At 72.4% G+C, this 6,855-nt stretch carries 4 protein-coding genes and 2 pseudogenes; 3 read left to right on the top strand and 3 right to left on the bottom strand.

Going from position 1 to position 6,855, the window contains the following annotated elements:
• Together DMH12_RS39360 and DMH12_RS36115 are read left to right on the top strand one after the other, a co-directional pair.
• A pseudogene (locus tag DMH12_RS39360) lies at positions 1-647 on the top strand (hypothetical protein); the annotation flags it as partial.
• A 150-nt stretch (positions 648-797) separates the two neighbouring features.
• Positions 798-1,622 carry an endonuclease I family protein gene (locus DMH12_RS36115; RefSeq protein ID WP_125495527.1) on the top strand — a complete coding sequence of 275 codons (825 nt, stop codon included), beginning with the start codon at positions 798-800 and terminating at the stop codon, positions 1,620-1,622.
• A 13-nt stretch (positions 1,623-1,635) separates the two neighbouring features.
• On the opposite strand, the gene DMH12_RS36110 is transcribed toward DMH12_RS36115, so the two are convergent.
• From DMH12_RS36110 to DMH12_RS36100, 3 genes are read right to left on the bottom strand one after another with little or no spacing between them, the layout of a single operon-like run.
• The gene (locus tag DMH12_RS36110) at positions 1,636-3,321 is read right to left on the bottom strand and encodes a thiamine pyrophosphate-binding protein (protein WP_125495526.1); all 1,686 of its coding nucleotides are present in this window, start codon (positions 3,319-3,321) and stop codon (positions 1,636-1,638) included.
• Positions 3,318-4,307, bottom strand: a complete 990-nt coding sequence (gene speB, locus DMH12_RS36105) for an agmatinase (RefSeq protein ID WP_125495525.1) — start codon at positions 4,305-4,307, stop codon at positions 3,318-3,320. The genes DMH12_RS36110 and speB overlap by 4 nt, the downstream gene beginning before the upstream one ends.
• Positions 4,308-4,359: 52 nt before the next feature.
• Positions 4,360-5,823, bottom strand: coding sequence for a sodium:solute symporter (locus DMH12_RS36100; protein ID WP_125495524.1), 1,464 nt, complete (start codon positions 5,821-5,823; stop codon positions 4,360-4,362).
• 193 nt (positions 5,824-6,016) lie between these two features.
• On the opposite strand from DMH12_RS36100, the pseudogene DMH12_RS36095 reads away from it, so the two are divergent.
• Positions 6,017-6,855: pseudogene (locus tag DMH12_RS36095) on the top strand (PucR family transcriptional regulator); the annotation flags it as partial.

Raw genomic sequence — 6,855 nt, 5'->3', positions numbered from 1 at the left:
GTGAAAGGTCAGGCGGTGAGGGGCCCGGCGGGCAGCCGCAGGCCGGTCGGGGCGGTCCCGGGGGCGGGGGGGAGGGCCGGGCTCCGGGCGGGGCGAGCGGGGCGGCCCCGAACGGTACACCACCGGGGACCGGCACCGCCGCGAACGGCGACACGGCGGCGGCTGACGGCACGGGCCGCGACGCGGGTGCGTCCGGCGGCACCGGCGCGGGCGGGCAGCCGGGCAGCGCGGGCGGCTTCGGCGGGGGCATGGGTGGCGGCGGCATGGGCGGCGCGAGCACCGGGCTCGTCGCCTACCTGAAGAAGCACCAGGACGGCGCCAAGTGGCTGCTGGCGGTCTCCGGTTCGCAGAGCGCCGCCCAGTTCATCCTCAGCAGTGGCGAACCGGTCATCTCCATGTGGGGCTGGTCGGGCAGCGACAACGCGATGACCCTCACCCGGCTCAAGGAGCTGGTGAAGAAGGGCGAGTTGCACTACATCCAGGTCGGCGGCGGCGTGGGCGGCGGCTCCGGGGTCAGCTCCCCGGTGACCCGGTGGGTCCAGGAGCACGGCACGGCCGTCGAGGAGAGCGAGTACGCCTCCGCGTCCGCCTCGCAGGCGCAGAACACCTCGGCCGTCTACCGGTTGGACGCGTCGGACGTCACCTGACCCTCGCCACACCCGTCACGGCGGCCCCCGACCCACACGGCCGGGGGCCGCCGACACGCAATCGACACCCGCCGTACACCCCACCTCCCACATGTCCATGTCACGCTCGTTGCACCGCTCCACTCAACCCGCGTAGATCGGACACCCCACATGCTCGCGATACGCACACGGCGCCGGAAAGCGGTGGCCCTGGCCACGGCCGCCGTCCTCGCCGGACTCGCCGCCCCCTCGCTGACCGCCGCCACGGCCACGGCGACGACGGCCACGACCACCACGACGGCCTCGGACTACGACTCGACGTACTACAAGAACGCGGTCGGCAAGACAGGCGACAGCCTCAAGTCGTCCCTCCACACGATCATCAGCGACCAGACGAAGCTCTCGTACTCGGCGGTCTGGGACGCGTTGAAGAACACCGACCAGGACCCGGCCGACAGCGGCAACGTGGTCCTGCTCTATTCGGGACTCTCCCGCAGCAAGTCGCTGAACGGCGGCGACACCGGCGACTGGAACCGCGAGCACGTGTGGGCCAAGTCCCACGGCGACTTCGGCACCGCGACCGGCCCGGGCACGGACATCCACCACCTGCGCCCCGAGGACGTCGGGGTCAACAGCGTGCGGGGCAACAAGGACTTCGACGACGGCGGCAGCGGCTTCACCGACAGCGGCGGCAGCCTCACCGACGCCGACTCCTTCGAGCCCCGCGACGCGGTCAAGGGCGACGTGGCCCGCATGATCTTCTACATGGCGACCCGCTACGAGGGCGGCGAGGGCTTCCCCGACCTGGAGGTCAACGGCAGCGTCGACAACGGCAGCAACCCGTACATCGGCAAGCTCTCCGTCCTGAAGACCTGGAACGACGAGGACCCGCCGGACGCCTTCGAGGAGCGCCGCAACCAGGTCATCTACGACACCTACCAGCACAACCGCAACCCGTTCGTCGACCACCCGGAGTGGGTCGAGGCGATCTGGTAGGCGTTCTGCCGCCTCAGTCGAGGTGCGTCGGCGCGAACATCCGCAGGACGGCCGGGAGGACGACCACCGACGGTCCCGGTGCGGCCAGGGCCTTCGCCAGGTCGGCCTCCAGCGCCTCCGGCGACGTACGCGTGCCCGGCACGCCGAAGGACTCCGCCAGGGCCACGTAGTCCGGGCGGGTCAGTTCCGTGGCCGTCGGCTGTCCGAAGGCGTCGGTCATGTACTCGCGCAGGATGCCGTAGCCGCCGTCGTCGACGATCAGCCAGGTGACGTTCAGGTCGTACTGGCGGGCGGTGGCAAGCTCGGCGATGGAGTACAGGGCGCCTCCGTCGCCGGAGACCGCCAGCACCGGGCGGGTGGGGTCGGCGGCGGCGGCGCCGAGGGCCGCCGGGAAACCGTAGCCGAGGCCGCCCGCGCCCTGGGCGGAGTGCATGGTGTTGGGGGCCTTGGCGTCGAAGGCCGACCACGCCCAGTAGGCCAGGATGGTCATGTCCCAGAAGGACGGGGCGCCGGGCGGGAGGGCTCCTCGGACGGCGGCCAGGACGTCCTGTTCCAGGGTGAGTTCCTGGGACCCGATGCGCTCGCGGACCTTGTCCAGCACGCCCCGCACGCGGTCGGCGGCGGCCGGGTCGGTGCGGTCCGTCACCGTCTCCAGCAGGGCCTGGAGGGCGAGGCGGGCGTCGGCGTGGATGCCGAGGGCCGGGTGGTTGGACTCCAGTTTGCCGAGGTCGGCCTCGATCTGGACGACCCGGCCGCGCGGCTTGAACGTGTGGTAGTTCGAGGAGAGTTCGCCGAGACCCGAGCCGACCACCAGGAGGACGTCGGCGTCCTCCAGGAAGTCCGTCGTGTGGCGGTCCTCCAGCCAGGACTGGAGGGAGAGGGGGTGCGTCCACGGGAACGCGCCCTTGCCGCCGAAGGTCGTGGCGACGGGGGCCTGGAGGCGTTCCGCGAGCTGCCGCAGCTTGCCCGAGGCGTCCGCGCGTACGACGCCGCCGCCCGCGATGATCGCGGGGCGTTCCGCGCGGGAGAGGAGGTCGGCCGCCACCGCCGTCAGTTCGGGGCGCGGGGGGAGTTCCTCGGGGAAGGTGTCTCCGCCGGTCACCACCGGGATCGGGGTCTCGGACAGGAGGACGTCCTGCGGGATCTCCACCCACACCGGTCCGTGCGGGACGGTCAGCGCGGACGTCCACGCCTCCGCGATCGCGGACGGGATCTGGGACTGGGTGCGGACCGTGTGGACGGACTTCACCACACCCCGGAACGAGGCCGCCTGGTCCGGGAGTTCGTGGAGGTAGCCGTGGCGGCCGCCGCCGAGGCCGGCCGTGGGGATCTGGCTGCTGATCGCGAGGACCGGGGCGGAGGCCGCCCGTGCCTCCTGGAGCGCGGCGAGGGAGGTGAGGGCTCCCGGGCCGGTGGACAGCAGCAGCGGGGCCGCCTCGCCGGTGATCCGGCCGTAGGCGTCCGCCGCGAAACCGGCGTTGTTCTCCACCCGCAGGCCGATGTAGCGCAGGTCCGAGCGGCGCAGCGCGTCGAACATGCCGAGGGCGTGCTGGCCGGGCAGGCCGAAGACGGTGGTCGCGCCGAGTCCGGCCAGGGTCTCCACGACCAGGTCTCCGCCGTTGCGGCCGGGGGGAGGGTTCAGCGCGGCCTCCGTCTGGGCGGCGGTCGGACGGAGTACCAGGTCGTGGTCGTGGGTCACTTGCTCTCGGCCTCCTGGTCGGTCGCGCGGGCCTGCGCGATCTGGCGGGACATGATCGTGGTGAGTTCGTACGCGGTGTGGGAGGCCGCGACGGAGGTGATCTCGGCGTGGTCGTAGGCGGGGGCCACCTCGACGACGTCGGCGGAGACCAGGTTGCAGGACGCCAGCCCGCGCAGGATCTCCAGCAGTTCGCGGGAGGTCATGCCGCCGGCCTCGGGGGTGCCGGTGCCGGGCGCGTGGGCGGGGTCCAGGCAGTCGATGTCGATGGAGATGTAGAGGGGGCGGTCGCCGATGCGCTGGCGGAGCTGGTCGGCGACCTCGTCGGCGCCGCGCCGGTAGACGTCGGCGGAGGTGACGATGCCGAAGCCCATCTTCTCGTCGTCGGTGAGGTCCTGCTTGCCGTACAGCGGGCCGCGGGTGCCCACGTGGGAGAGGGCCGAGGTGTCCAGGATGCCTTCCTCCACCGCGCGCCGGAACGGCGTGCCGTGGGTGTACTCGGCGCCGAAGTAGGTGTCCCAGGTGTCCAGGTGGGCGTCGAAGTGGAGCAGGGCGACCGGGCCGTGCTTCTTCGCCACCGAGCGCAGCAGCGGGAGGGCGATGGTGTGGTCGCCGCCCAGCGTCATCAGGCGGGCGCCGGTGCCGAGGAGGTCGTCGGCGGCGGCCTCCACGGTCTCGACGGCCTCGTTGATGTTGAAGGGGTTGACCGCTATGTCGCCGCCGTCGGCGACCTGGGCGAGGGCGAAGGGGGAGGCGTCCTGCGCCGGGTTGTACGGGCGCAGCAGGCGGGAGGCCTCGCGGATGGCGTTGCCTCCGAACCGCGCGCCGGGCCGGTACGAGACGCCCGAGTCGAACGGCACGCCGACCACGGCGACGTCGGCGCTGCCGACCTCGTCCAGGCGGGGCAGCCGGGCGAAGGTCGCGGGTCCGGCGTAGCGCGGGATCCGGGAGGAGTCGACGGGGCCGCGGGGCGTCTCGTTGCTGCTCATGTACTGCCTTCCTTCTTACGCTTCGTCGCGTATGTACTACTGCCGTCCGACTCTACTGGGGTGCCGGGACCGGCGGTTCGGACGGGGATTCGGGGGACCGTCCGGCGAGACGTTCGCGCCACGCGGCGAGGATCGCCTCGTCGGTGGGACGGGTGGCCAGGGAGACGGCGACGTAGACGACGAGGGAGGCCAGCAGGCCGTAGTAGATCGGCTCGTTGGCGAGGACGCCGTAGCCGGCCATCAGGCCGACGACGGTGAGGCCGCCGACCGCCACGGCGGCGAGGGCGCCGTGCGCGGTGCCGCGCTTCCACAGCAGTCCGCCGAGGATGGGGACGAGGAGGCCGCCGACGAGGAGGTTGTAGGCGACGGTGAGGGCCTCGACGACGTCGTTGAGGGCGATCGCGATGACGACGACCAGGACGCCCATCGCGAGGATGAAGGCGCGGTTGCCCTTCACCTCGTCGTGTTCGCCGTCCGTCTTGCGCAGGACGCCGCGCAGCCGGGACCAGATGTCGTTGTTGGCGACGGTGGCGCAGGCGATGAGGGCGCCGGAGGAGGTGGACATCACGGCGGCCAGGGCGGCGGCGAGCACCAGTCCGCGCACGCCCATGGGGAGTTCGTCCTTGACGATGGTGGCGAAGGCGTCGTCGGGGCTGGCGAGGTTCGGGTAGAGCACCTTGGCCGCGGTGCCGATGACGGCGCCGGCGACGGCGTAGACGAGGCAGTAGGTGCCGGCGATGGTGCCGCCCCACTTCGCGGTGCGGTCGCTGCCGGCGGTGAAGACGCGCTGCCAGATGTCCTGACCGATGAGCATGCCGAAGGTGTAGATCAGGACGTAGGTGAAGATCGTCTCGCCGCCGATGCCCAGCGGGTCGAAGTACTCGGTCGGCAGCTGGGCCTTCATCTCGCTGAAGCCGCCGGCCTTGACCACCGCGATGGGCAGCAGCAGGAGCAGCACGCCGATGGTCTTCACGACGAACTGCACCATGTCGGTGAGCGTGATGGACCACATGCCGCCGAGCGTGGAGTAGGCGACGACGATGGAGCCGCCCAGGATGATCGCGAGGGTGCGGTTCACGTCGAAGAGGACGTCGAAGATCGTGGCGTAGGCGATGGTCGAGGTGACCGCGAGCATCAGGGTGTACGCCCACATGACGACGCCGGAGATGACACCGGCCCTGCCGCCGTAGCGCAGGTCGAGCATCTCGGAGACGGTGTAGACCTTCAGGCGGGCGATGCGGGCGGAGAAGAAGACGGACAGGGCGAGCAGGCCGAGGCCGATGGTGACGACCATCCAGGCGCCCGAGAAGCCGTACTGGTAGCCGAGGCCGACGCCGCCGATGGTGGACGCGCCGCCGAGGACGATCGCCGCCATGGTCCCGGAGTACATCGCGGGGCCGAGCCGGCGCCCCGCGACGAGGAACTCGCTCTTGGACTTGGCACGGCGCATGCCCCACCAGCCCATGGCGAGCATGCCGGCGAGATAGACGACGATCACGATGTAGTCGACGGCCATGGGGGCCTCCTTCGCGCACTGTCGGTGGCGGGTCGTGCTGGGGGTGGTCCGGTGGCTGCCCGCGGGGACATCCGCCCGTACCCGCGGCCGCCGGTCTGGATTCCGGTCCGGGTTGACACTAGGTGGCCGGAAAGCGACTGCGAAGTGTACGTTTCATCCAGTCGCATCCGCTGAAGTGGAGGAAACGTCCATCATGCCGGAGCCGACCGTTCCGCCTGGCCCTTCCACGCCCCCGACGCCGCCGGTCTCCCTCGCGGCCCTGCTGGCCCGCGACGACCTGGGGCTGCGCCGGATGGCGGGGCCGTCCCCGGCGGGCGTGGCGGTGCACTGGGCGCACACCTCGGAGATGGCCGACCCCTATCCGTACCTGCTGGGCGGCGAACTGCTGCTGACGGCGGGGGTGCACGTCCCGCGCGGCACGGACCCGGGCCCGGCCTACTTCGACGCCTACGTCGGGCGGATCGTAGCGGCGGGCGCTGGCGGAGCTGTCCCGGTTCGTGACCGGCCACACCTCCACCACCGCCACGGACACGGTGGCCGGCACGCGTCTCGCCGCGTACGCGCTCGGCACCGGGCAGGGCTTCGTCCTCGGCGTCGCCGCGCCGCACCGGGAGTCCGGGGACCACACCATCGCGTCGGTCGCCGCCGTCCTGCTCTCGCTGCTCACCGGCGAGCACCAGAGCGGCACGGGTGCGGCCCGCTCCTCGGCACTCGTACGGCTGCTGCTGGGCGCCCGCCCCGAGGAGGCCGCGCCGCTCATCGGCGGCGGGGGCGTCACCCACTGGCACGTCGTCCACGCCCGCCCCGTCTCCGGCACCGCCGACCCGGTCGCCGCCTCGGCCCTGGGCGCGGCCCTCGGCTCCCCCCTCGTCGACACGGCCGAGGACGTCGTCCGGGTACTCGTCCCGGCCTCACCGGCGCCCCCACCGGACGGCCGCGAATCGGAGGGCGTGCCGGTGTCCTCTCCGGCCGCGTCCGGCCGCGGCGGGGGCGAGGTGGGGCCGGACCCGGCGGGAGAGGACACCGGCACGC

It is taken from the genome of Streptomyces sp. WAC 04229, from assembly GCF_003947455.1.
GTDB lineage: Bacteria > Actinomycetota > Actinomycetes > Streptomycetales > Streptomycetaceae > Streptomyces.
The sequence above is the reverse complement of the archived record's forward strand: the minus strand, read 5'-3'. Positions and strand labels throughout refer to the sequence as shown.